Source organism: Amycolatopsis mediterranei, from assembly GCF_026017845.1.
Taxonomy (GTDB): Bacteria; Actinomycetota; Actinomycetes; order Mycobacteriales; family Pseudonocardiaceae; genus Amycolatopsis; species Amycolatopsis mediterranei.
In genome coordinates this window covers 4,975,432-4,998,236 of sequence record NZ_CP100416.1, presented here as the reverse complement: position 1 = coordinate 4,998,236, position 22,805 = coordinate 4,975,432, and the positions used below count along the sequence as shown (strand labels likewise).

General features: G+C 72.4%; 25 protein-coding genes. 16 read left to right on the top strand and 9 right to left on the bottom strand.

Going from position 1 to position 22,805, the window contains the following annotated elements; all coding sequences use genetic code 11:
• Positions 1-39 precede the first annotated feature (39 nt).
• From ISP_RS23080 to ISP_RS23050, 7 genes are all read left to right on the top strand, one after another.
• Positions 40-1,020: a helix-turn-helix transcriptional regulator gene (locus ISP_RS23080; protein WP_013226156.1), complete on the top strand. Its 981-nt coding sequence runs from the start codon at positions 40-42 to the stop codon at positions 1,018-1,020.
• A gap of 71 nt (positions 1,021-1,091) precedes the next feature.
• The gene (locus tag ISP_RS23075; RefSeq protein WP_013226155.1) at positions 1,092-2,309 is read left to right on the top strand and encodes an ROK family transcriptional regulator; all 1,218 of its coding nucleotides are present in this window, start codon (positions 1,092-1,094) and stop codon (positions 2,307-2,309) included.
• Positions 2,310-2,411: 102 nt separating this feature from the next.
• Positions 2,412-3,431 (top strand): ABC transporter substrate-binding protein, encoded by a 1,020-nt coding sequence (locus ISP_RS23070; protein ID WP_013226154.1) that lies wholly within the window; start codon positions 2,412-2,414, stop codon positions 3,429-3,431.
• Complete coding sequence (locus ISP_RS23065; RefSeq protein WP_013226153.1) at positions 3,428-4,201, top strand: ABC transporter ATP-binding protein; 774 nt, start codon at positions 3,428-3,430, stop codon at positions 4,199-4,201. Before ISP_RS23070 ends, ISP_RS23065 begins: the two co-directional genes overlap by 4 nt.
• A complete protein-coding gene (locus ISP_RS23060; RefSeq protein ID WP_013226152.1) occupies positions 4,198-5,040 on the top strand; it encodes an ABC transporter permease in 843 nt (280 codons plus the stop codon). The genes ISP_RS23065 and ISP_RS23060 overlap by 4 nt, the downstream gene beginning before the upstream one ends.
• Complete coding sequence (locus ISP_RS23055) at positions 5,037-6,350, top strand: LLM class flavin-dependent oxidoreductase (protein WP_013226151.1); 1,314 nt, start codon at positions 5,037-5,039, stop codon at positions 6,348-6,350. Before ISP_RS23060 ends, ISP_RS23055 begins: the two co-directional genes overlap by 4 nt.
• Complete coding sequence (locus ISP_RS23050; protein WP_013226150.1) at positions 6,347-7,243, top strand: TauD/TfdA dioxygenase family protein; 897 nt, start codon at positions 6,347-6,349, stop codon at positions 7,241-7,243. Before ISP_RS23055 ends, ISP_RS23050 begins: the two co-directional genes overlap by 4 nt.
• 42 nt (positions 7,244-7,285) lie before the next feature.
• Here the strand turns inward: ISP_RS23050 and ISP_RS23045 are convergent, their stop codons facing one another.
• Positions 7,286-8,506 (bottom strand): amidohydrolase, encoded by a 1,221-nt coding sequence (locus ISP_RS23045; protein ID WP_230468901.1) that lies wholly within the window; start codon positions 8,504-8,506, stop codon positions 7,286-7,288.
• Between ISP_RS23045 and ISP_RS23040 the strand changes: the two genes are divergently transcribed.
• The gene (locus ISP_RS23040) at positions 8,505-10,013 is read left to right on the top strand and encodes an aminotransferase class I/II-fold pyridoxal phosphate-dependent enzyme (protein WP_013226148.1); all 1,509 of its coding nucleotides are present in this window, start codon (positions 8,505-8,507) and stop codon (positions 10,011-10,013) included. The genes ISP_RS23045 and ISP_RS23040 overlap by 2 nt on opposite strands.
• Before the next feature lie 49 nt (positions 10,014-10,062).
• On the opposite strand, the gene ISP_RS23035 is transcribed toward ISP_RS23040, so the two are convergent.
• A complete protein-coding gene (locus tag ISP_RS23035) occupies positions 10,063-10,542 on the bottom strand; it encodes a hemerythrin domain-containing protein (protein WP_013226147.1) in 480 nt (159 codons plus the stop codon).
• Between the two features lie 97 nt (positions 10,543-10,639).
• Here ISP_RS23035 and ISP_RS23030 point away from each other — a divergent pair, with 97 nt between their 5' ends.
• Positions 10,640-11,734: a carboxylate-amine ligase gene (locus ISP_RS23030; protein WP_013226146.1), complete on the top strand. Its 1,095-nt coding sequence runs from the start codon at positions 10,640-10,642 to the stop codon at positions 11,732-11,734.
• Between the two features lie 96 nt (positions 11,735-11,830).
• Here the strand turns inward: ISP_RS23030 and ISP_RS23025 are convergent, their stop codons facing one another.
• A complete protein-coding gene (locus ISP_RS23025) occupies positions 11,831-12,217 on the bottom strand; it encodes an STAS domain-containing protein (protein WP_013226145.1) in 387 nt (128 codons plus the stop codon).
• A gap of 106 nt (positions 12,218-12,323) precedes the next feature.
• Between ISP_RS23025 and ISP_RS23020 the strand changes: the two genes are divergently transcribed.
• Both ISP_RS23020 and ISP_RS23015 read left to right on the top strand, forming a co-directional pair.
• Entirely contained in the window at positions 12,324-13,454 is a 1,131-nt protein-coding gene (locus ISP_RS23020) for a carboxylate-amine ligase (RefSeq protein ID WP_037374546.1), read from the top strand.
• Positions 13,455-13,462: 8 nt separating this feature from the next.
• Positions 13,463-14,458 carry an iron-containing redox enzyme family protein gene (locus tag ISP_RS23015; RefSeq protein WP_013226143.1) on the top strand — a complete coding sequence of 332 codons (996 nt, stop codon included), beginning with the start codon at positions 13,463-13,465 and terminating at the stop codon, positions 14,456-14,458.
• Positions 14,459-14,506: 48 nt separating this feature from the next.
• On the opposite strand, the gene ISP_RS23010 is transcribed toward ISP_RS23015, so the two are convergent.
• On the bottom strand, positions 14,507-14,719 hold the full coding sequence (locus ISP_RS23010) for a CDGSH iron-sulfur domain-containing protein (protein ID WP_013226142.1): 213 nt from the start codon (positions 14,717-14,719) through the stop codon (positions 14,507-14,509).
• Entirely contained in the window at positions 14,706-15,425 is a 720-nt protein-coding gene (locus tag ISP_RS23005; RefSeq protein ID WP_013226141.1) for a methyltransferase, read from the bottom strand. The genes ISP_RS23010 and ISP_RS23005 overlap by 14 nt, the downstream gene beginning before the upstream one ends.
• Positions 15,426-15,581: 156 nt before the next feature.
• Between ISP_RS23005 and ISP_RS23000 the strand changes: the two genes are divergently transcribed.
• A complete protein-coding gene (locus ISP_RS23000) occupies positions 15,582-15,746 on the top strand; it encodes a hypothetical protein (protein WP_014467084.1) in 165 nt (54 codons plus the stop codon).
• Between the two features lie 67 nt (positions 15,747-15,813).
• Here the strand turns inward: ISP_RS23000 and ISP_RS22995 are convergent, their stop codons facing one another.
• Entirely contained in the window at positions 15,814-17,088 is a 1,275-nt protein-coding gene (locus tag ISP_RS22995; RefSeq protein ID WP_013226140.1) for an ATP-grasp domain-containing protein, read from the bottom strand.
• An 83-nt stretch (positions 17,089-17,171) separates the two neighbouring features.
• Between ISP_RS22995 and ISP_RS22990 the strand changes: the two genes are divergently transcribed.
• Complete coding sequence (locus tag ISP_RS22990; protein WP_013226139.1) at positions 17,172-18,674, top strand: FAD-dependent oxidoreductase; 1,503 nt, start codon at positions 17,172-17,174, stop codon at positions 18,672-18,674.
• Positions 18,675-18,731: 57 nt separating this feature from the next.
• Here ISP_RS22990 and ISP_RS22985 read toward each other — a convergent pair whose 3' ends face one another.
• On the bottom strand, positions 18,732-19,259 hold the full coding sequence (locus ISP_RS22985; protein ID WP_013226138.1) for a DUF1360 domain-containing protein: 528 nt from the start codon (positions 19,257-19,259) through the stop codon (positions 18,732-18,734).
• A gap of 91 nt (positions 19,260-19,350) precedes the next feature.
• Between ISP_RS22985 and ISP_RS22980 the strand changes: the two genes are divergently transcribed.
• Together ISP_RS22980 and ISP_RS22975 are read left to right on the top strand one after the other, a co-directional pair.
• The gene (locus tag ISP_RS22980; protein ID WP_013226137.1) at positions 19,351-20,364 is read left to right on the top strand and encodes a DNA topoisomerase IB; all 1,014 of its coding nucleotides are present in this window, start codon (positions 19,351-19,353) and stop codon (positions 20,362-20,364) included.
• 94 nt (positions 20,365-20,458) lie between these two features.
• A complete protein-coding gene (locus tag ISP_RS22975) occupies positions 20,459-20,788 on the top strand; it encodes a hypothetical protein (RefSeq protein ID WP_230468900.1) in 330 nt (109 codons plus the stop codon).
• Between the two features lie 47 nt (positions 20,789-20,835).
• Here ISP_RS22975 and ISP_RS22970 read toward each other — a convergent pair whose 3' ends face one another.
• Together ISP_RS22970 and ISP_RS22965 are read right to left on the bottom strand one after the other, a co-directional pair.
• Complete coding sequence (locus ISP_RS22970) at positions 20,836-21,216, bottom strand: VOC family protein (protein ID WP_013226135.1); 381 nt, start codon at positions 21,214-21,216, stop codon at positions 20,836-20,838.
• A 4-nt stretch (positions 21,217-21,220) separates the two neighbouring features.
• A complete protein-coding gene (locus ISP_RS22965) occupies positions 21,221-22,234 on the bottom strand; it encodes a YihY/virulence factor BrkB family protein (RefSeq protein WP_013226134.1) in 1,014 nt (337 codons plus the stop codon).
• A gap of 54 nt (positions 22,235-22,288) precedes the next feature.
• On the opposite strand from ISP_RS22965, the gene ISP_RS22960 reads away from it, so the two are divergent.
• A complete protein-coding gene (locus ISP_RS22960; RefSeq protein WP_013226133.1) occupies positions 22,289-22,756 on the top strand; it encodes an SRPBCC family protein in 468 nt (155 codons plus the stop codon).
• Positions 22,757-22,805: the final 49 nt, after the last annotated feature.

The following is a 22,805-nucleotide window of genomic DNA, read 5'->3' as shown; positions in this document are numbered from 1 at the left end:
CGGAAGACTTCCTTCCGCGATCCGTGCGATCCTCGGACCATGTTGCAGACCTCCGCCCGCCTCCTGCGGCTGCTGTCGCTGCTCGAAACGCGGCGCGACTGGACCGGCGCCGACCTGGCCGACCGGCTGGGCGTCACCGCGCGCACCGTCCGCACCGACATCGGCAAGCTGCGCGAACTCGGCTACCCGGTCGAGGCCGCCCCCGGCGTCCAGGGCGGCTACCGCCTCGGCGCGGGCGCGCAGCTCCCGCCGCTGCTGCTGGACGACGACGAAGCAGTGGCCGTCGCGGTCGGGTTGCGGACCGCGACGGGCGTCGCCGGCATCGGCGAGACGTCGGTGCGGGCGCTCGCCAAACTGGAGCAGGTGCTGCCGTCGCGGCTGCGGCACCGGGTGCGGGCGCTGCAGACCGCGACGGTCGCGGTGCCCGGCGAGGGCCCGGCCGTCGACGCGGACGTGCTCACCGCGATCGCCACGGCGATCCGGGCGAGCGAGCGGCTGCGCTTCGACTACACGAGCCACCAGCGCACGCCGAGCCGCCGCGATGTCGAACCGCACCGGCTGGTCAGCTGGGGGCGCCGCTGGTACCTGGTCGCCTGGGACATCGCCCGCGACGACTGGCGCACCTTCCGCGTCGACCGGATGACGCCGAAGGTGCCGAACGGCCCGCGTTTTACCCCGCGCGAGCCGCCGGAGGGTGACGTCGCGCAGTTCGTCCAGCGCAACGTGGGCGCGGCGACGTGGCGGTTCCACGCCCGGGTGCGGCTGCACGCGCCGGTCGAGCACGTGCGAGCCCGGCTGCCGATCGCGGTCGGCGTCACCCCCGAAGGCCCGGACCGCTGCGTCGCCGAAGTCGGCTCCGACAACGCGTCGATGCTGGGACTGTACCTGGGCCTGCTCGAGGTGGACTTCGAGGTGCTCGACGCGCCGGAGCTCGCGGCGGCACTGGCGAAGACGGGCGAGCGGTTCCTGCGGGCCGCCGGCGCAGGGAGTCCGCCGGCGCCGAGCCGGTCGACGAGGTAGCCGACCGAGCGCTCGCCGTCCGCATCCTGGGCGCACTGGGCGGGCGCCGGTCCAGCTGCGACGATCGGACCATGACCAGCCGGGCCGGCGTTCCACAGAGGACGGACGCACGGGGCGCCCGGCGCGGCGCCAGCGCCAGCGCGGTCCTGCGGGCGGTCCTCGACGAAGGACCGATCGCGCGCAGCACCATCGCGCGGCGGACCGGGCTGTCTGCGGCCGCGGTCACCGGGCACACCGCCGAGCTGGCCCGGCTCGGGCTCCTGCACGAGCTCGCCGAGCCCGAACCGCGCGGTCGCGTCGGACGGCCGCACGTGCCGGTCGACCTCGACACCGGGCGGCACGTCGCCGGCGCGCTGCACCTGGCCGTGCACCACGCCACCGTAGCGCTGCTCGACCTGCGCGGGAACGTGCTGGTCCAGCACGAAGAACCGCACGACGGCCTGGCCGCCGAAGACCTGCTCGCGCGCGCCGCCGAGATCCTCGACGACCTCGTGCTCGGGCACGCCCCGGACCGCGAGCCACTCGGCCTCGGCGTCGCCACCGGCGGCTGGGTCGATCGCGCGTCCGGCACCGTCGTCGAGCACCCGCTGCTCGGCTGGCGGAACGTGCCGGTGCGCGACCTGCTGGCCGGCAGCACCGGGCTGGCCGTGGAGGTCGACGGCCACGCGCGGGCGCTGGTGCACGCCGAACGGCTCTTCGGGCACCCGCGGGCCCGCGACAGCGTCGTGCAGCTGTTCACCGGCAACGTCGTCGACGCGGCGTTCGCCACCGGCGCCGGTGTGCACCACGGACCGCGATCGGCCGCGGGCGCCGTCGCGCACCTGCCGGTCGACGGCAGTACCGAGCCATGCCGCTGCGGGCGCACCGGCTGCCTCGAAGCCGCCGTTTCGGAAGGAACGCTCGGCCGGAAAGCCGCGGAAAACGGACTGATCGCGCGCCCGGACTTCCCGGAATTGCTCGCGCTCGCCGAATCCGGCCATTCCGCGGCGATACGGTTGTTCCACGACCGCGCGCGGCTCGTCGGTCAAGCGGCGGCGCTCCTGCTCGAAGTGCTCAACCCGGCCGTGCTCGTGGTGGTCGACCGCAGTGTAACCCGGGTGCCCGGCTGCCTTCCCATCATCCGGGACGAGGTCCGCGACCGGGCGCGGTGCGCCGATCCGGCGGAAACCGTTGTGGGCACGAGCTTCCCGGGCACGGAGCTGGCGACGGCCGGCGGCGCGGTGCTCCTGGACGTGCTCTACGAAGACCCGCTCGGTCCGCTGCTGACCGGGTTGTCGCGAGCCTCGTGAACCGGCGGAGTTATTTCACGAACTCGCAAAATTGACCGTCCGCTCGTCGGCTGCGAACAATGGGGTACATCCCCGCCGACTCCCGGAACGGACGAAACCACCGTGAAGAAAACCCTGCCCCTGTTCGCCGCCGCCGTGACGCTGCTCGCCGGCTGCGCTTCGGCGACGGCCACCGGTGCGCCCGGGCAACCGGAGAAGCTCGAACTGCGCTACCAGGGCAGCGCGAACTCCGTCACCCTGCCCGAACTCGCCGAGGACCTGGGCTACTTCGGCCCGGTCAAGCTGAAGTGGGTCGGCAACACGATCAGCGGCCCGCAGGACATCCAGTCCGCGGCCACCGACCAGACCGACTTCGGCGGCGCCTTCACCGGCGCGGTCGTCAAGCTCGTCGAGGCCGGGGCACCGGTCAAGGCGGTCGTCAACTACTACGGCTCCGACGACAAGGCGTTCATCGGCTTCTACGCCAAAGAGGACAGTCCGATCCGGACCGCCCGCGACCTGATCGGCAAGAAGGTCGGCGTCAACACCGCCGGGGCGAACCTCGAAGCCGCGCTCGACACCTGGCTGCAGGGGCAGGGCCTGTCCGGCGACGAGATCAAGCAGGTGCAGCTCGTCGTCATCCCGCCGGTGAACGCCGAACAGGCCCTGCGCAACGGTCAGCTCGACGTCGCCGCGCTGCAGGGGATCCTGCAGGACCACGCGGTCGCGGCCGGCGGCGTGCGCCCGCTGTTCACCGACGTCGGCGCGTTCGGGCCCTACAACGGCGGGCCGTACGTGCTGCGCACCGACTTCATCAAGAAGTACCCGGAGACCGCGAAGATCTTCGTCTCCGGGGTGGCACGGGCGATCGAGTGGGAACGCACCACCCCGCGCGACGAGGTGATCGCCCGCTTCACGCAGATCATCAAAGCCCGCGGCCGCAACGAAAGCACCGACACCCTCAAGTACTGGAAGAGCGTCGGCATCACCCGCGGCGGCCTCATCTCCGACGCCGACTACACCCGCTGGGAGTCGTGGCTGAAGCAGGAGGGCTACCTCAAGCACGACAAGATCGACACTTCGAAGCTCTACACCAACGAGTTCAACCCCTACCGCGACGGCGCCCCGGCGGTGACGAAGTGATCGGCATCCGCTCGGTGACCAAGACCTTCGGCGCGCTGACCGCCCTCGACGACGTCTCGCTCGACATCGCCGACGGCACGTTCCTCTCGCTGGTCGGGCCCAGCGGCTCGGGCAAGTCGACGCTGCTCGACCTGCTGGCCGGGCTCACCACGCCGACGTCGGGCGAGGTGGTCATCGACGGCGAGCCGGTGCGCGGCCCCGGCCTCGACCGCGGGGTCGTGTTCCAGCAGTACGCGCTGTTCCCGTGGCGCACGGCCCGCGCCAACGTCGAATTCGGCCTCGAAGGCGGGCCGCTCGGAAAGCGGCAGCGGGCCGAGCGGGCCCGCGAATACCTCGCCCTGGTCGGGCTGTCCGGCTTCGAGGACCGCTACCCGCACGAGCTTTCCGGCGGGATGAAGCAGCGCGTCGCGATCGCCCGCAGCCTCGCCTACGACCCGGCCGTGCTGCTGATGGACGAGCCGTTCGCCGCGCTCGACGCGCAGACCCGCGAGCAGCTGCAGGAGGAGCTGCTGCGGATCTGGCGCCGCACCGGCAAGACGATCGTCTTCATCACCCACGGCATCGACGAGGCCGTCTACCTGGGACAGCGGATCGCGGTGCTGACGTCGCGGCCCGGGCGGCTCAAGGCCGTCGTCGACGTCGACCTCGGCGACCGCACCGGCGACGTGCGCTCCGGGCCGGAGTTCGGACGGCAGCGCCACCGGCTCTGGGAACTGCTGCACGACGAGGTCCGCAAGGCGGCCGAACACGAACGGAGCGCGGCCCGATGACCACGACCCTCGAAGCACCGGCCGTCCACATCGGACTCAGCACTCCGCCGCGGAAGCAACGGCAGTGGCGGAAGAGACTCATCCGGGCGGTGCACGCGTCCGCCGCGGTCGTGCTGTTCGTCGCGCTTTGGGAGTTCGTCCCCCGGTTCGTCCTCGACGAGAGCACGCGGACGTTCCTGCCGCCGCTGTCGGAGGACCTGCAGGCCCTGTGGGACCTCGCCCTCGACGGTGAGCTCGCCGACCACCTGCTGGCCAGCGTCGGGCGATCCGCCGCCGGGTTCGCCGTGGCCGTCGCCGTGGCGGTACCCCTCGGGCTGCTGATCGGCTGGTACCGGCCGGTGGCGCGGTTCCTGCAGCCGCTGCTGGAGCTCGCCCGCAACACCGCCGCGCTGGCGCTGCTGCCGGTGTTCACGCTGCTGCTGGGCATCGGCGAGCTGTCGAAGGTCAGCCTGGTGGTCTACGCCTGCGTGTGGCCGGTGCTGCTCAACACGATCGCCGGGGTCAACACGGTCGACCCGCTGCTGGTCAAGGCGGCCCGCTCGCTGGGCCTGTCGAGCCCGCGGCTGTTCCGGAAGGTGATCCTGCCTTCGGCGGTGCCGACGGTGTTCACCGGCATCCGGATGGCGGCGTCCTATTCGATCCTCGTGCTGGTGGCCGCGGAGATGGTCGGCGCCAAGGCCGGGCTCGGCTACCTGATCAACACGAGCCAGGTGAACTTCCAGATCCAGCAGATGTACGCCGGGATCCTCGCGGTCTCGGTGCTCGGCGTGCTCGTCAACTCCGGTTTCGTCGCCCTCGAACGGCGGTTTTCCACCTGGCGTCCCAAGGAGAAGCCATGATGCACCTCAACGCGTTCGTGATGCCGAACGGCCACCACGAAGCCGCGTGGCGGCACCCCTCGACCGACCCGCACCGGGCGCGGACGCTGCAGCACTACGCCGACATCGCGCGGACCGCCGAGCGCGGCAGGCTCGACTCGCTCTTCCTCGCCGACGGCGTCGCCCTGTGGGGCAACGTCAAGCACAACTCGCACAGCCACTTCGAACCGCTGACGCTGCTTTCGGCGCTCGCCGCGTCCACGGTCCACATCGGACTGATCGCCACAGCGTCGACGACCTACAACGAGCCCTACCACCTGGCCAGGAAGTTCGCCTCGCTCGACCACCTCTCCGGAGGCCGCGCGGGCTGGAACATCGTCACCTCGGCGGGCATCGACGAGGCCCGCAACTTCAACCTGGCCAAGCGCCCGTCGCACGACGCGCGGTACGACCGGGCCGAGGAGTTCGTCGAGGTCGTCAAGAAGCTCTGGGACAGCTGGGACGACGATGCCGCGGTCGTCGACCGGGCCGGCGGCGTCTACGCCGACACCGACCGGATCCGCGCGATCGAGCACGACGGACCCCACTTCCAGGTCCGCGGGCCGCTCAACATCGAACGGCCGGTGCAGGGGCGCCCGGTGCTCGTACAGGCCGGGTCGTCGGAGACCGGCAAGGAGTACGCGGCCCGGCACGCCGAAGCCGTGTTCACCGCGCAGCAGACCTACGCCGAGGGCAAGGCGTTCTACGACGACGTCAAGGGACGGCTCGCCAAGTACGGCCGGACGCCGGACGAGCTCAAGATCCTGCCCGGGATCTCGCCGATCCTCGGCCGCACCGAAGCCGAGGCCCGGGCGCGGGAAGCCGAGCTGAACGCGCTGATCATCCCGGACTACGGGCTGCGGCAGCTGTCGAAGATGCTCGACCACGACGTCACCGGCTACCCGCTGGACGGGCCGCTGCCCGACGTCGGCAGCTTCACCGAGGGCGGACAGAGCCGGTTCGACCTGGTCGTCGGCCTGGCCCGGCGCGAGGACCTGACCATCCGGCAGCTGCTGGAGCGGCTGGCGGGCGGGCGCGGGCACCGCGTCTTCGCCGGCACCCCGGTCCAGGTCGCCGACGAGCTCGAGGCGTGGTTCCTCGGCGGCGCCGCCGACGGCTTCAACGTCATGCCGCCCACCCTGCCCGGCGGGCTCGACGACTTCGTCGACCTCGTCGTCCCGGAACTGCAGCGGCGCGGGCTCTTCCGCACCGAGTACTCCGGCACCACCTTGCGCGAGCACTACGGCCTCGCGCGGCCCGTCAACCGCAACCGAGTGAAGGAGCCCGCATGACCACCATCGGCACCGACGTCCGCAAGCTGACCGGGAGGATCGGCGCCGAGATCGTCGGCTTCGACCCGGCCGGCGACCTCGACGCCACGCAGGTGGCGTTCCTGACCGACGCCCTGCACGAGCACAAGGCACTGGTGTTCCGCAATGCCCGGCTCGACGACGAGGGCCAGCAGCGGTTCGCCGCGCACTTCGGTGAGCTGACCAAAGCCCACCCGACGGTGCCCGCCGTCGAGGGCGCGCCGACGATCCTGCCCGTCGACAGCGAGCGGGGCCGCGCCAACCACTGGCACACCGACGTCACCTTCGTGCTCAACCCGCCGAAGGCCAGCACGCTGCGCAGCCTGGTGGTGCCGCCGTACGGCGGGGAGACGCTGATCGCGAACGCCGCCGCGGCCTACCGGGACCTGCCGGAACCGCTGCGCGCCTTCGCCGACACGCTGCGGGCGGTGCACACCAACGACTACGACTACGTCCAGCCGCCGGAGACGGTGGACGAGCAGGAGCGGGCCCGGCGGGCCCAGTTCGTCTCGCGGAAGTACCGGACCGTCCACCCGGTCGTGCGGGTGCACCCGGTGACCGGCGAGCGCGGGCTGTTCATCGGCGGGTTCGCCCAGCGGATCGAAGGCCTGTCGGTCACCGAGTCACGGGACCTGCTGCGGCTGCTGCAGTCCTACGTCACGCGGCCCGAGAACGTCGTGCGCGTGACGTGGGAGCCGGACCAGCTGGTGCTGTTCGACAACCGGATCACCCAGCACTACGCCATCGACAACTACGACGGCCTGCCGCGGCGGCTGAACCGGGTCACGGTCGCCGGCGACGTGCCGGTGGGCATCGACGGGCGGCCGAGCGAGTCGCTCGAAGGCGACGCTTCGCACTACACGCCGGTGGCGTGAAGCCGGCGGCGCGCCGGTGGACCGCACCGGCGCGCCGACCGGTCAGCGCCCGTTGCGCGCCAGGTCCCGGAAGCAGTCCCACGCGCGGCTGACCAGCGCCGGGTGCGTCCGCAGGTCGATCACCGTACGCGCCAGCGCGGCCGCCGAGGCCAGCATCGCCACCCGGCCACGCGGGCTCGCCGCCGCGGCCGCGAACTCCGGGGTGTGGTCGGACATCTCCTCCGCCGTGATCGCGACGAACGGGTGGATCGCCGGGACGCGGACACTGACGTCGCCGATGTCCGACGACCCGAGGAAGACCCCCGGCGCCGGCGGGGTCGCGTGGATCCCGCACGCCGCCAGGTGCTCGGTGAACCGCTCCGACAGCACCGGGTTGTCGCGGAAGTGCGCGTACCCGCGGCTGAGGCGTTCGACGTCCACCTTCGCCCCGGTCGCCAGTGCCGCGCCTTCCGCGCACGTCGTCACGTCCTCGACCAGGCGGTCCAGCACGTCGGTCGTCAGGGCCCGGAGTCCGAACCGGCCTTCGGCGCGGTCGGGGACGATGTTCGTCGCCTCGCCGCCGTGGGTGATGATCCCCTGGACGTGTGATCCGGCAGGCAGCCGCTGGCGCAGGGCCGAGACCGCGCCGAACGCCTGGATCAGCGCGGCGAGGGCGTCGATGCCGTGCTCCGGGTCGCCGGTCGGGTGCGCGGCCCGGCCGTGGAAGGTCACCTTCAGCTCAACCTGGGCCGTGAGCGGCGCCCACGACCAGGAATGGACGCCGGGGTGGACCATCAGGGCCGCGTCGACGTCGTCGAAGACGCCCGCCTCGGCCAGCGCGACCTTGCCGCCGTCGCGTTCCTCGGCCGGGGTGCCCACCGCGAGCAGCGAGCCGGGAGCATCTCCCAGGACGTCCTTGGCGGCCAGCGCGGCACCCAGGCCGGCCGCGGCGATCAGGTTGTGCCCGCAGGCGTGCCCGAGGCCGGGCAGCGCGTCGTACTCCAGCAGCAGCGCGATGCACGGCCGCCCTTCGCCGGCCCGTGCGACGAACGCCGTGGGGAGCCCGGCGATCCCGGTTTCCACCTCGAAGCCGTCCGCGGCCAGCTCGCCGGTGAGCCGCTCGGCGGCGGCGTGCTCCTCATAGGACAGTTCCGGTCGCTCGTGCAGCGCCGTGGCCACCGTCCACAGCCGCTCGTCCAGGTGCTCGATGCGCTCGTCGGCCCGCTCGTGCAGCTCCTCGTGCCACTCCATGCCCTCCGGGATACCCCAACCACGCACGGTCATGCCACCCGGGGGTTTCGCGCGGACCGGCTTCGGCTACTCCGGCGCCATGGACCACAGCAAGGCACCGGTGCTGGAGGCGCTGCGCGACTACCACGACACCGGCTACGTCCCGTTCAACGCGCCCGGCCACAAGCAGGGCCGCGGCATCGACCCGCGGGTGCTGGAGGTCGTCGGTGCCGACGTGTTCCGCTCCGACGTCATCGCGCTCAACGGCCTCGACGACCGGCTGATGCGCCAGGGCGTGCTCGCCCACGCCCAGGAGCTGATGGCCGACGCGGTCGGCGCCGACCACACCTTCTTCTCGACGTGCGGCAGCTCGCTTTCGGTCAAGAGCGCGATGCTCGCCGTCGCGGGGCCGCACGAAAAGCTGCTGGTGCCACGGCACGTCCACAAGTCGGTGATCTCCGGGTTGATCGTCAGCGGCGTCCGGCCGGTCTGGGTGCGGCCGCACTGGGACGCCGAGCGGCACCTGAGCCACCCGCCGGGCGTCCGGGAATTCGCGGAGGCCTACGAGAGCGACCCCGAGGTCAAGGGCGCGCTCGTGGTGACCCCCACCGACTACGGCACCTGCGGCGACCTGCGCGCGATCGCCGGCTGGTGCCACGAACGCGGGCTCCCGCTGATCGTCGACGAGGCGTGGGGCGCGCACCTGCCGTTCCACAACGGCCTGCCACCGTGGGGCATGGACGCCGGCGCCGACGTGTGCGTCACGAGCGTGCACAAGATGGGCGCCGCGGTTGAGCAGAGCTCGGTCTTCCACCTGCAGGGCGACCGCGTCGACGCGGACGTGCTGAAGTCGCGTGAGGACCTGCTCGGCACGACCAGTGCGAGCTCCCTGGTCTACGCGGCCCTCGACGGCTGGCGGCGGCAGATGGCCGAACAGGGCCAGGAACTGATCGACGGCGCGCTGACGCTGGTGAAATCGGTCCGCGGCCGGCTGGCCGAGCTGGGCGTCCCGGTGATGCACGACGAGTTCCTCGGCCCCGACCTCGCCGACTCGGTCGACCTGCTCAAGGTCGTCCTCGACTTCGACCCGCTGGGCATCAGCGGCTACCAGGCCGCCGACTGGCTGCGCGAGCACCAGCGCGTCACCGTGGGACTGTCCGACCACCGCCGGATCGTGGCCCAGTTCACCCACTCCGACGACGAAAAGACGGCGAGCACGCTGATCGACGCGATCGACGCGCTGGTGCAGGCCGCGCCTTCGTTCGAGAAGCCGCCGAAGGTCGACCTGCCGTCGCCGCGGGAGATGGAACTGGAGACGGCGATGCTGCCGCGCGACGCGTTCTTCGGCCCCACCGAACAGGTGCCGCCGGCGGACGCGGCCGGCCGGATCGCCGCCGAGATGATCACGCCGTACCCGCCGGGGGCGCCCGGGGTGCTGCCCGGCGAGGTGATCACCCAGCCGATGCTCGACTACCTGCGCAGCGGGCGCGGCGCGGGCATGGAGCTGCCCGACCCGGCCGACTCCGCGCTGAAGTCGATCCGGGTCGTCGCGAAGCAGTGACGAGAACGCCCGGCGGGTCCAGGACCCGCCGGGCGCTTCGCGAACACCGTCAGGCTTTGGCGCTCTTGAGCTCCAGGGGGTTCTTCGGCGCGTCCGAGCGGGCGTCGATCATCCGCTGGCCCAGCTCCTGCAGCTGCTTGCGGCCCATCGCCGAGCGGACCTCGGGGAACCACTCGTCCTCTTCCTCTTCGACGTGGTGGCGGACGTTCTCGGTGAGCACGGTGACCTTCGCGTCGAAGGTCTCCTCCTTCGGGTCCATCCCGAGCAGTTCGGACAGCATCCACACCACGACGTGGTGCTCCTCGACGCTCTCCAGGACGTGGTCTTTCGTCTCCGGCACGGCTTCCCGCGCCGCCGGGTAGAAGATCTCCTCCTCGATGTAAGCGTGGACGGTCAGCTCTTCGATGATGGAGTCGGCGATCCGGCGCTTCTCGTCGTACGCGTCCTCCCCCGCCTTCTCGAATTGCTTGAAGAGCTTCTCCACGGTCTTGTGGTCGTTTTTGAGCAGCACGATCGCGTCGGTCGACATGACCGGGCGAATACCCGCTCACCGCGCCGGAAAACGCCGTTTGCCGGAACCGCCGTCCGGGTATCCAGCCGGTCCCCGAACCCCCAGGAGAACACCGGTGAACCAACCGACGGGCGATGTGCTGACGTTCGGCATCGAAGAGGAGTTCTTCGTCGTCGACCGCCGCGGGCACCTGTCCCACGCCGGCGACGACGTCGTCGACGCCGCGGAAGCCGCCGGCGACGACCAAGGCGAGCTGCAGCACGAGCTCACCCGGTCACAGGCCGAGGCGGCCACCGACGTCTGCCGGACCCACACCGAAGCCCTGCGCCAGCTGCGCGGGCTGCGCGAAGACCTGTCCGGGGCCGCCCGGCGGCGCGGCTACCGCGTGCTGCCCGCCGCGTCCCCGCTGCTGTTCGAGGCGGACCCGCCCGTCATCACGCCGAACCCGCGCTACGAGCGGATGGCCGAGCACTTCGGCGCCACCGCGCGGACGTCGCTCACCTGCGGCTGCCACGTGCACGTCGCGATCCCGGACAAGGAAAGCGGCGTCCAGGTGCTGAACCGGATCCGCCCGTGGCTGCCCGCCCTGCTCACGGTGACCGCGAACTCGGCCATCTCCGACGGCTACGACACGGGCTACTGCAGCTGGCGCTACCAGCAGTGGAGCAGGTGGCCGTCGGCGGGACCGCCGCCGCGGTTCGCCTCCCTGGACGAGTACGAAAGCATCGTCGACGGCTGGCTGCGCGCGGGCTCGATCCTCGACCGCGGGATGATCTACTGGGACGTCCGGCTGTCGGACAAGCAGCCGACGCTGGAGTTCCGCATCGCCGACGTCGCCGCGGTGCCGGAAGACGCGGTGCTGCTGGGCGTACTGGCCCGCGGCCTGGTCGCCACGGCGCTGGCCGAGGACGCGCCCGCACCCCAGCTGTCGAACGAGGTGCTCCGGGCCCAGCTCTGGCGCGCGTCGCGAGAGGGCGTCACGGGCTGCTGCCCCCACCCGAAGAGCGGCGACTTGGAGCCGGCGAAGGCGGTGCTCGACGATCTCGTGGAGCTGGTGGCGCCCGCGCTGGAAGCGGCCGGAGACCTCGACTTCGCGCGGGAAGGAACCGCACGGCTGGCGGCCGAGGGCGGCGGTGCCGACCGGCAGCGGCGGCGGTTCGCCGACCGGCAGCGCGCCGAGGATGTCGTCGACCTGCTCACCGGCGACTAGGCGCGCGCGCCCTCCGGCGTTCGGTCGGTAGGAAGCGGCTCGCCGAGTTCCGGCAATCGCCCGGCGAACGGACCGTCCGGAACTCCCGAGCGCGTTCTAACCCTGGAGGCGGTCCAGCAGTTCGAGCGCCCGGACCGCGGCACGCGACCCACCAGGATCGACGACCAGGTGGACCCCCGCGGCCTCGGCGTGCCGGTGGGCGCGCAGCAGGACGCGGATGCCCGCGGCGCCGAGGAACCGGACCTGTCCCAGGTCGACCCGCAGGACGCCGGGACGGGCCCGGACGTGCTCGTCCAGCACCGCCGCCAGCTGGGCCACCGAACAGAGGTCCACTTCGCCCGCGACCTCCACCACGACCGCGTCGGGGCTCTTCCACCGGATCCGGCTGTCCAGGTCGCCGTCGGACGGGGCGCGGGGTGCGGGCAGGCGGTCTACCGGCGGGGCAGCCGCCCCGGCCACCCGCAGCCGCTCGTGGGTCGTCATGGGTGCGAAATACCCGGGGCTCCCTCCTCGCGAAACAAGCCGCGGGCCCGGACGCATTTACGCCACCGGAACGGGTAACCCCAGCCGGTCCGGAAGGAGCCCGCCCATGTCCGACGGCCCGCCCACGATGGGTGTCGAAGAGGAGTTCCTCCTCGTGAACCCCCGCACCGGGCAAGCTTCGCCGTGCGCCGAACCGGTGCTGGCCCGGTACCGCCACCACGGCCCGCTGCCCGACGGCGTCCGGATGCACCGGGAACTGCGGCTCACCCAGCTCGAAGCCGCCAGCGGCGTCTGCACCACGGCGGACGAGCTCCGCCACCAGCTGACCGCCGCGCGCCGCGTGCTGGCCGGTGCCGCGGCGGCCGAAGACTGCGCGCTGCTGGCCACCGGCACGCCCGTCGGGCCCGGTCCGGCCACGCCGCCGCCCGCGAGCACCGGCCGCTACGCCGAGATCGACGCCGCCTACGGCGCGGTCGTCGCCGACTACGAAGCCTGCGGGTGCCACGTCCACGTCGGGGTGCCCGATCCCGACACCGCAGTCGCCGTCGTCAACCACCTCGGCCGGTGGCTGCCCACCCTGCTCGCCCTTTCGGGCAATTCGCCGTTCGACCACGGGCGCGACACCGGCTACGACAGCTGGCGGATGGTGCTGCAGTCCCGCTTCCCCGGCTCCGGCGTCGCCCCGCACCTGCGCGGGCACGCCGAGTACCGCCGGGCCGTCGAGACGCTGGTCGACTGCGGCGCGCTCGTCGACCCGGACCAGACGTTCTGGCTGGCCCGCCCGTCGGGCCGGTTTCCCACCGTCGAGTTCCGGGTCGCCGACACCGCGCTGACCGTCGACCACGCGGTGCTGCAGGCCCTGCTCAGCCGCGCGCTGGTGCAGCGGGCCCTGACCGACCTCGCCGCCGGCCGGGAGGCGGCTCAGCTGTCCCCGCAGGTGGCGGCGGCGGCCGTGTGGGCCGCGGCGCGGTACGGGCTCTCCGGCGAGCTCGTGGACGCCGCCGCCGGGACACGGCGGCCCGCGTGGACCCTCGTCGACGAACTCCTCGAGCACGTCCGGACGCCGTTGGAAGAAAGCGGGGACCTGGCCGAGGTCCGGAAGCTCGTCGACGCGGTCCGGTCCGGCGGCACCGGGGCCGCGCAGCAGCGCGCGGTCGCCGACGACGGGATGACGGCGGTGCGGTGGCTTGCCGCGGCGACCGTGCCCGTGGCGCATGGAACGCTGCTGACCGGGTAGCCGGGATCATGACGACTTCCACCACGGCCGGCGCGGCCACCCTGCCGGCCGCCCGGGGCCCGCTCTCGGACTCGGTGCTCGCCACGTTGCTGCGGGAGCACCCGCGGGCGGACCTGGACTTCGACGGCCTCGCGGACGCCGACCCGCTCGGCGACGACCTCCAGCTGGCCCTGCACCTGTGCTACGAACTGCACTACCAGGGCCTGCCGGGCGTGTCCCCCGATTGGGAATGGGACCCGGAACTGCTGCGCCTGCGCGGCGCGCTCGAGGCGCGGTTCCTCGCCGCGCTCCGCGACAACGTGACCGGCGGCGACGACGTGCCGGCCGCACTCGACGCCCTGCTGGTCGAACCGATCGACGTCGAAGGTGTTTCGCACTACCTGCGCGACCACGGCGACTGGACGCAGCTGCGCGAGTACTTCACGCACCGCTCGATCTACCACCACAAGGAAGCCGACCCGCACGCGTGGGTGATCCCCCGGCTGCGCGGCCGTGCCAAGGCCGCGCTGGTGGCGGTGGAGTTCGACGAGTTCGGCGGCGGCCGCGCGGAGCTGATGCACGCGCGCCTCTACGCCGACCTGCTGCGCGCGGCCGGCCTGCCCGACGGCTACCTCGAGCTCATCGACCAGGTTCCCGGCGCGATGCTGGCGGTGGTCAACACGATGTCGATGTTCGGCCTGCACCGGTCGCTGCGGGGCGCGCTGTGCGGGCACTTCGCGGCGGCGGAGATCACGACGGCACCGTCGGCGCAGCGGATGGACCAGGCCCTGCGGCGCCTGGACGCGCCGGAGGCGTGCCGGTTCTTCTACACCGAGCACATCGAGGCGGACGCGGTCCACGAGCAGGTCATGCGCCACGACGTGCTCGGCGACCTGCTGCAGCAGGAGCCCGAGCTGGCCGCCGACGTCGTGTTCGGCATCCAGGCGACCGAGTTCCTCGAGGGCCGCTTCGGCGAGCAGGTGCTGAGCCGCTGGAAGGCCGGGAAGTCCTCGCTGCGCACCTGACGCGTTGACGAGGGTGGCCTCCCGGATCGTTCCGGGAGGCCACCCTCGTCAGTCGTCTGCCTGGGTGCGGACGCGTTTGCGGTGACTGGTGTCGCAGAACGGGAACCGCTTGCTGCGGCGGCACGCGCACACCGCGACCAGGAAGCGGTCGGACCGCACGAGCTCACCCTCGGGGGTGCACAGCTCGACCGGTCCCTCCACCAGCACCGGGCCGCCCGGGACAACGGTCACCCGGCGGGGACCCCGCTCAGCGGTCGGCACGCAGCACCACCAGCTCTTCCACCCGCTGGCCCGGCTCGATCAGCCCGGCCGCCTCGAGGAACTCCGTCCGTCCGGACAGGACCGGGCCGAACGGGATCCGGGTGCGCCGCACCACCGACACCCGCAATCCTCGGGCAGCAAGCATTTCCCGCGACTTGTCCACATCGGACAGTGTGGAGTGGACGAGCAGCATGGTCCCGCCCGGGCGCAGCAGCGTGCCCGCGGCGGCGCACAGCGGGTCCAGCAGCGCGCGGCCGTCCGGGCCGGCGTCCCAGCCCCGGGTGGACCGGACCGTCGGCGCCGGGGACGGCACGTACGGCGGGTTGGCGACGACGACGTCGAACGGGCCCTCGCGCAGGGCTCTGGCGAGGCCTCCCCGGCACGGGCGCACGGCGAGCTGCCGGACCAGCGCGTTGAGCCGCGCCGAAGCCAGCGCCCGGCGCGAAAGGTCCACCGCCAGCACGGTTCCCGCACCACGGCGGGCCAGCGTGATCGCCTGCGCACCGGTGCCGGTGCACAGGTCGAGCGCACGCGCGCCGGCCGGGATCGCCAGTTCGGCGATCGCCGACGCGAGCAGGGCGGTGTCTTCCTGCGGGCGGTAGACGCCGGGCAGCCGCAGCATCCGCGGAGCGGCAGGCACGGGCTGGTGGATGACGGACCGGGCGGCCAAGGGGCCCGTGCGGACGGGTTCCGCCGACGTGGTCATCTGGGTCTCCTTCACTCGCCGCGGTCCCGGCGCGATCGCCGGCGGACAACCGCGTCGACCCGGCTTACCCGGCGATCATCACGGCAAACGCCCACGGTTGAGCCGGGCGTGGCCGGGTACCCGGTACGGAAAGGACCGTGGAAGGAGAGGCACGAAATGACATCCGAAGAGCGCACTCAGCACCCGACCGACCCCGCCGAAGGCCCCCGCGGCGACGACCCGCACGGCGACACGCCGGAAGCCCAGCGCGAGACGCTGCGCGGCGAGCAGGGCACGTCGAGCGGCGACGAGCACGACGACAGCGACCCGCAGTCGGGCTGAGCGGACGCCAAAGCGGGGGTCGTGTTCGGACTGTCCGAACGCGACCCCCGCTTTTCGCGTGCCGGCGTCAGGCTTCGGCGAACTCGAACGGCAGCGCGTCCACGCACGCCTGGTACTTCTGGATCATCTCGTGTTCGGTGTGCGCCGCGACGAACAGGTGCGCCAGCTCGAAGCTGTAGCTGTCCTGTTCGGGCAGGTCCGACAGCCGCTGCCCCGCCTCCGGCACGATCTGGATCTGGGTGCCGTCGATGCGGTCCTGCACCGCGGCGATCTCCTCGGGCGTCGGCACCCGCGTCACCACGCCGTCCTCGAACCGGCGCAGGTACCACTTGCCGGCGATCTGGTAGGTGCCCTTGGTGGGGCGGCGGCCGGGATCCTGGCCGAGGCCCAGGCGCACCATGATCTCGTGGTTGGCGATGCCGTCCACGAACTCGAACAGCTCCGCGTGCGACTGCGAGTGCCGCGGGTTGATCTCCAGCAGGGCGACCTGGCCGGACTCGGGGTCGCAGAAGAACTCGATGCTGAAGGTCCCGTTGTCGAAGCCGATCTGCTTCATCACCCGCTCGGCGACGTCCCGCATCCGCTGGACGGGCTCCTCCCCCAGCTGCGCCGGGTACTGGTGGCGCAGGAAGGACGAGCTGTCCGGGTAGTTGATCGAGTCGAGGGCGCCGTAGACGGTGACCTCGCCCTGGTAGACGTACCCTTCGATGGCCGCCTGGACGCCGTGCAGCGCTTCTTCGGCCAGGCACGCGGCGCCCCCGACCCGGGCGATCTCCGGCGGGAGCTCGACCTGTTCGAGCACGTAGCCGAACGGCTCGCCCACGCGGCCGACCCCGGCGCGGATCTCGGCCACGGCGTCGGCGAATTCGGCGGCGTTCTCGGCCTTGAAGGCGAGTTCGGAGGAAAAGGACTTCACCGGCTTGAGCCACATCGGGTAGCCGACGCCCTCGGGCGGAGCGGGCTGTTCGTCGTCGAGGTCGACGATGCCGAAGTTCGGCAGCTCGTCGATCACCGTTCTCTGCTCGAGCCGGCTCCAGTACTTGTGCTCGCACTTCAGCACCGCTTCCAGCGAGACGCTGGGCAGGCCGTAGCGGGCGCACAGGATGGGCACGAGCGAGGCGGCGGGGAAGTCCCAATAGCTGACGATCGCGCCGATCTCGCCGTCGAACGCGTCCAGTTCGTGCTGGGCCGTCTTCAACAGCGCTTCGAAGTCGATTTCCCCGTGCTGCAGCTCTCCGGGGGTCAGCAGGCCGTGGAACCGGTAGCCGCCGGCCCACGGCAGGCGCTCCAGTACGCGCTGGTTCTCCTCGTCCAGGCCGATCACGAAGATGTCGGTACTCATGCGCAGGGGCTACCCGACGTGCTGAGCGCGCCAAACGGGCCGGATGGCCCGTTTGATCGGGTCCTGAGCGGGCATTCGCAGGCATGACAGCTCTGCCCGAACCGCTCTCGCTGTGGGTGGAAACCGCCCCTTCCCCGGACCGCACCGGCGTGCCGGTGCCGGAGTCCGCCGACGTCGTGGTGCTCGGCGCGGGCATCGCCGGGCTCACCACCGCGCTGCTGCTCGCGCGCGCCGGCCGGTCGGTCGTCGTGCTGGAGGCCGAGCGGGTCGCGGCCGGGGTGTCCGGCCACACCACCGCGAAGGTCAGCGCCCAGCACGGGGCCAAGTACGCGGATCTGATGTCCCGCCACGGCGCCGGCGCCGCGAAGGCCTACGCCGGAACCCAGACGGCGGCGCTCGAATGGATCGCGGCCACCGCGGCGGAACTGGGCATCGACTGCGGTTTCACCCGCGCGGACAGCTTCGTCTACACGACGCGGGAAAGCACCGTGAACGCCCTCAAGCGGGAAGCGGACGCGGCCGCCGCGGCGGGCCTGCCGGCGTCGTTCACCGAGGAAGTCGCGCTCGACGTGCCCGCGCTCGGGGCCGTGCGGACCACCGGGCAGGCGCACTTCCACCCGCGCCGGTGGCTGCTCGGCCTGGCCGCCGAGATCGAGCGGGCGGGCGGCACCATTGTCGAGCACGCCCGGGCGACCGCACTCCACGGCCAGACCGTCCGCACTTCGCGGGGCGACGTCGTGGCCGGCGAAGTCGTCGTCGCGACCCACTACCCCGTGCTGGACCGCGGCCTGTACTTCGCCCGGCTCGACCCGGTGCGCGACCTCGTCGTCGCCGGCCCGGCGGCGGGCGGCACCGCGCCCGAGGGCATGTTCCTCGACGCCGACACGCACCACTCCGTGCGCGGGTACACCGAACGGGGCACGCCGATGGTGATCGCCGGCGGCGAGCACTACCGGGTGGGCGCGCACGTCAACGTCGAACGCCGGTACCGGCGGCTCGCGGACTGGGCGGACGCGCACGCGGGCGTGCACCGGGTGACCCACCGCTGGTCCGCCCACGACATGTCCACGCCCGACCTGCTGCCCTACGTCGGCCGCTACCTGCCGGGGACGAAGGACCTGTGGGTGGCCACCGGGTTCGGCCAGTGGGGCATGACCGGCGGCACGGCCGCGGGCCACGTGCTGGCGGCGCGGATCCTCGGCGAGCCGCACCCGGCCGCGGACCTGTTCGACCCCAACCGCTTCGACGCCCGTTCCGTGCTCGAAGTGGCCCAGGACAACCTCACCGTCGCGAAGTACCTGGTCGGCGACCACCTCGCCGCGCTGTGGCGGTCCGAGAAGCTCGACGACCTCCAGCCCGGTGAGGCCGAAGTCGTCCGCGTGGGGGGCGAGCTCGTCGCGGCCCACCGCGACGACGCAGGCAAGCTGCACACGGTCGGCGCGCACTGCACCCACCTGGGGTGCCTGGTTTCGTTCAACGACGCGGAGAAGACCTGGGACTGCCCCTGCCACGGCTCGCGCTTCGGCGTCGACGGCGAAGTGGTGCAGGGCCCGGCGGTCCGCCCGCTGCGCCGCGGCCCCGCCTGAGCCGGCGGAGGACGTTCCTCCCCTCTGCACCGAGGAACGTCCCCCGCCGGGCCTGGGTCACCCGGAGGCCAGTTTCTTGCCGGCGTCGTACAGCAGGTGCAGGGCGTCGGCCACGCCGACGGCCGTCAGCACCGTCGCCGCCAGCCGGGTCGCGCGCGGCGCGATCACCAGGCCGGCGGCCAGCCCGGTGCCGACCCAGACGTTCAGGCAGAACGGGCACGAAACCAGCTCGCCGACGGCGTGCTCGACGTGTCCCTTCGCGGGGACGGATTCGTTCAGCTCGTCGTCGCCGGCCGGCTCTTCGTACCGGGTGAACGGGGCGCGCAGCGGGCTGGTGACCGCGTCCTTGGCCAGCAGGCGGCTGGCCTTGAACGTCGCCGCGCCCAGCAGGAGCGTGTCGCCGGCGCCGAACCGCTGCGGCAGCCGGGCGCCGAGGGCGCGGCCGAGCAGCGTCAGCCCGCCCACCAGCCCGCTGTAGGCGCCCATCGCGAGGACGTACCCGCCCAGCGGGCGGTCCTCGTCGCCGGCGTAGCTGCGCTGAACGCGCTTCGCCTTCTCGGTGACTTCCTCGACCATGCCGGTCATCCGTGCTCCTTCCGGTGCTCCTGCGCTGGCTACCCACCGCCGCGGGCGGCAATCATGGTTTCCCCGTACGCCGGGCGGGTATTTCGCGGCGGTGGGACGCATCAGACTCCGGCGCAGTGACCTGCGCGGCCCGGGCATCAAGCGCATCCGCCGCGGCCGCGGGTTCTCCTACGCCATGCCCGACGGCTCGCCGGTGACCGACGCCGAGCTGCTGGCCCGGATCAAGGACCTCGTCATCCCGCCCGCGTGGAAGAACGTGTGGATCTGCCCGTACCCGAACGGGCACGTCCAGGCGGTCGGCACCGACGACGCCGGGCGGCGCCAGTACCTCTACCACGAGCAGTGGCGGCGTGACCGGGACGAGGAGAAGCACGACCGCGTGCTGCAGATGGCCCGCCGGCTGCCGCAGTGGCGCGCCTCGGTGGCGGAAGACCTCACCGGACCCGGCCTGACGCGCAAGCGGGTGCTGGCGGCGGCGCTGCGCATGCTCGACCGGGGCATCTTCCGCACCGGCGGCGAGGAGTACGCGGAGGAGAACGGCACCCACGGCGTCGCGACGCTGCTGCGCTCGCACGCCGCGGTCCGGGGCGACGAGTGCCGGTTCTGCTACGTCGCCAAGGGCGGCCTGGACCGCGAGGTGGCCATCTGCGACGCCGAGCTGGCCGCGGTGATGAAGTCGCTGCTGCGCAGCCGGTCCGGCAGCGACCGCCTGCTGGTCTACCGCGAGGGCGGCACGTGGCACGAGGTGCACGCCGCGGACATCAACGAGCGGTTCAAGGAGCTGGCGGGCGAGGACTGCACGGCGAAGGACATGCGGACGTGGAACGCGACGGTCCTGGCGGCAGCGGCGTTCGCCGCGGCGGACCCCCCGACGTCCGAAACGGCCCGCAAGCGCGCGGAGGCGAAGGTGATGAAGGAGGTCTCGACGGCGCTCGGGAACACCCCCGCGGTCTGCCGATCGTCCTATGTGGACCCCCGGCTGGTGGAGGCTTACCGCGCCGAACGGACGATCGCGCCCGCGCTCAAGCGCGCGGCGAAGCTCGACGGGGACGACGCACGGGCGGTGCTGGAGAAGGCGTGCGCGCGGCTGCTGAAGGCGTCGTGACGGTGCGTCGTGACGGTGTGGAGTGGGAGGCCCGGTGGGATCCATCCGAACGTGTACTGGCCCGCGGCCGCGGTCGTCGGGGAACCTGGAGAGGATGACTTCCTCTCGAGTGCGCTGGCGCGCGTCGATCAGCCTCACCGTGGGCGACGGCGGGCCGGTCTCGAGCATCGTCGAGTCCGACCACGGGAGTGAGGGGTCGGCACGGGAGTGGATCGAGCGGAAACTGCCTCGCACGCGGTTCCCGGCGTGGATCCCGGCCGCCCGGCGGCGGGACGGGGTGGAGTTGTTCGGCCGGGTGGCCCGGGGCCGGATCGTGCCGGACCAGCTGATCCCGACCTGGGAGCCGGAGGCGGCACCGGTGTGGCACGCCGACCGAGCCGGCGACCAGGTCCAGTGGCGCCGCTGCGCGGCCGACGATCGCTGAAGTCCGGTTCTGGCCGCTGAGGCGCTCGCCCGCAGCGGCAGTCGGCTTCAGGCCTCGCCCACGTCCGTGCGCAGCAAGCAGAACTCGTTGCCCTCCGGGTCCTGGAGCACCACCCACGACTCCTCCCCCGTCTGGCCCACGTCCGCCGGGCGGGCGCCCAGCGCCGTCAAGCGCGCCAGCTCCGTCTCCTGGTCGACCCCCGCCGGGCTCACGTCGAGGTGCAACGGGAGCTTGCCCCGGCGGGGGTTCTCCGTCCGGGCCAGGATCAGGGTCAGCGGGCCTTCGCCGAACCGGGCGCCCGCCGGGCCCAGAGCGAGACCGTCCGGCTCGTGGCCGATCACCTCGTAGCCGAGGACCGCGCACCAGAACTCCGCGAGGCGGTCGGGGTCGTGGCAGTCCAGCACCAGTTCGGTGATCCGGCAGGCCATCCGCTCACTTCCGTTCGGACTCCGCCACCGCCGCGGCTTCGTCGTCGTCCATCGCCTTCGTGTCCCGCGGCGGCAGGAACGGCTCCGCCTGGTCCTCCACGCGGCCCGCCTCGATCGTGCGGCCGCGGGCCAGCTCCGCGTCCAGCTCGGCCCCCAGCAGGATCGCGAGGTTGGAGATCCACAACCATACAAGGAACGCGATCACCCCGGCCAGCGAACCGTAGGTCTTGTTGTAGGAACCGAAATTCGCGACGTACAGCGCGAACCCGGCCGACGCCAGCACCCACAGCACCACGGCCAGCAGCCCGCCCGGCGTCAGCCACCTGAACCCCGGCTGCCGCACGTTCGGCCCCACCCAATACAGCAGCGCGAACGCCACGCTCACCAGCAGCGCGATCACCGGCCACTTCGCGATCTCCCACACCAGGACCCCGGTCGACCCCAGCCCGATCAGGTCGCCGAGCCGGCGGGCCACCGAGCCGGTCGCGACCACGCCCAGCGCGCAGAGCGCCAGCAGCACCACGATGGCGATCGTCAGCGCCACCCGCAGCGGGACGACCTTGTAGATCGGCCGTCCCTCGGGCATGCCGTAGATCGCGTTCGACGCCCGCATGAACGCGCCGATGTAGCCCGACGCCGACCACAGCGCGCCCAGCAGGCCCAGGATCGCCAGCGGGCCGGCCAGGCTGCGCGAGCCCGTCAGCTCCTTGATCGCGCCGACGAGGATGTCCTTGCCCTGGCCGGGGACGAGCTGGTTGACGTTGTCGATCACCGTCTGGATCTTGTCCGGGCCGAGCAGGCCCAGGATGGCGGTGAGCACGATGATGCCCGGGAACAGCGACAGCGCGCCGTAGTAGGTGAGCGCCGCCGCCCAGTCGGTGAGGTTGTCCCGGTTGAACTGCTTGAACGTCCGTTTGAGCGCCGCACCCCACGACCGCTTCGACAGGTCCCCGGGTCCTTCGGGTTCTTTTCCGTGTCTGGCCACCATCGCCACCTCCTGCTCGGTCCGGGCGGGCATACCCCGTCCGGGAGTGGGTATGCCTGTTTCGTCACCCCGAACCAGGAGGAAGCCGTGTCCGAGGTCAGCCGCGTGATCGACGTACCGCCCGACGCCGTGTTCGCGGTGCTCGCCGACGGCTGGCTCTACGCCGGCTGGGTGGTCGGCAGCTCCCACATCCGCGACGTCGACGAGGACTGGCCCGCGGTGGGCTCCCGGATCCACCACAGCGTGGGGCCGTGGCCGGTGCACATCCAGGACGTGACGGTGGTCCGGGCGGTCGAGCCGGGCCTGTCGCTGTCGTTGGAGGCGCACGGCTGGCCACTGGGCGCGGCCGCGGTCGGCCTGACGCTGGTCCCCCACGGCGACGGGCAGACGCTGGTCCGGATGACCGAGCACATCGTCCGCGGGCCCGGCAAGGTGCTCCCGGCGGCGGTGCAGGCGCTGATCGCGAAGCCGCGCAACACGGAGTCCTTGGCCCGGCTGGCGGACTTGGCGACGGGCAAGTACGCCCGCGCCGAGCACGGCCACCCGGCCCCCTGAGCTCGCGCTGGGGTGGGCCGGCCGGAACCGTCCCGGCGCGGGACGCCGG